At 74.2% G+C, this 1,258-nt stretch carries 2 protein-coding genes; both read left to right on the top strand.

The window, feature by feature from the left end; genetic code table 11:
* A partial coding sequence (locus tag ACFV5N_RS27890) for a BRCT domain-containing protein (protein ID WP_385605348.1) occupies positions 1-497 on the top strand: 497 nt, incomplete at its 5' end.
* 25 nt (positions 498-522) lie between these two features.
* The coding region (locus ACFV5N_RS27885; protein WP_385605346.1) for an SURF1 family protein at positions 523-1,258 on the top strand (736 nt) is incomplete at its 3' end.

Genomic DNA, 1,258 nt, shown 5'->3' with positions numbered 1-1,258 from the left:
ACGCGCGGGTGCTGGCGGAGGCGTTCCGGCCGAGCCTCCAGCAGGCGGCCCGGCTGCGGCTGCCGCTGCCGCTGCTGACCTGTCTGCCGGTCACCGACTGGCCGCAGACGGCGTCGGGCGCGGCGGGCACGCGGGCGGCCGGCCGGGCGGGCGGCGGTACGGCCTGGCGGCCGGGGTGGCGGGCGAGCAAGCGGCGGCCCCCGTGCCCGTACCCCAATCCGGGCCGCTACGAGCCGGGCGGGCGGCTGGTGCAGGGCATGCGGGTGGCGTTCTCCGGGGACACCTCGGTGGACCGGGAACTGCTGGAGGACCAGGCGTTCGAGGCGGGGCTGCACATCGCCGGCAGCGTGTCGCGGCTGACGAGTCTGCTGGTCACCAACGATCCGCAGGCCCCGACCAGTAAGGTGGCCAAGGCCAGGGCGTACGGCACGCCGGTGCTGGACGAGGCGGCGTTCACCCATCTGCTGCGGGAGGTGGCCCCGGCTCCGGAGGTCTGACCCCGTTCGGGTAACGTCGTCAGCCGTGTACCGCTTTCTGCTGACGCGGCAGTGGGTGATCCTCACGCTGGTCGCCCTCGCGCTGATCCCGGCCTTCGTCTGGCTGGGTTTCTGGCAGTTGCACCGGCACGAGCAGCGGGTCGACCGCAACGAGCTGATCTCGCGGAGCCTGGCGGCGCCGGTGGTGCCGATGGACGAGCTGTCCTCGGTGGGCGCCGGCCCCGATCCGGCCGACCGGTTCCGGCCGGTGTCCGCCACGGGCGTGTACGACGCCCGCCACGAGGTGCTGACGCGCTCGCGCACCGGGCCGAACGACGAGGTCGGCTATCTGGTGCAGACGCCGCTGGTCCGGGACGACGGGACGGCCGTGCTGGTCAACCGGGGCTGGGTCCCGGCGGGCGGCGATGTGACCGTGGCCCCCGAGGTACCGGCCCCGCCGGCCGGCGAGGTCACGGTGACCGGCCGGCTGATGGTGGACGAGACCACCGAGAACACCGGCATCAAGGACCGGCCCGGGCTGCCGGACCGGATGGTGATGCTCGTGAACAGCGAGCAGCGCGCGGCGGAGCTGGGCACGCCGATGCTCGGCGGCTTCATCGATCTGACGGACAGCTCACCGGCCGATGAGGCGGAGGGCGCCCCGCTCCCCCGCGACGAACCGGACCACACCGGCATCGGCGCGCACTTCGCGTACGCCATCCAGTGGTGGATCTTCGCGGCGGGCGTCCCGGCGGGCTGGATCATCCTGCTCCGCCGCGAGC

This window comes from Streptomyces sp. NPDC059853 (genome assembly GCF_042731495.1).
GTDB lineage: Bacteria > Actinomycetota > Actinomycetes > Streptomycetales > Streptomycetaceae > Streptomyces.
Note: the sequence above shows the minus strand (reverse complement) of the source record. Positions and strands in the feature narration are given on the sequence as shown.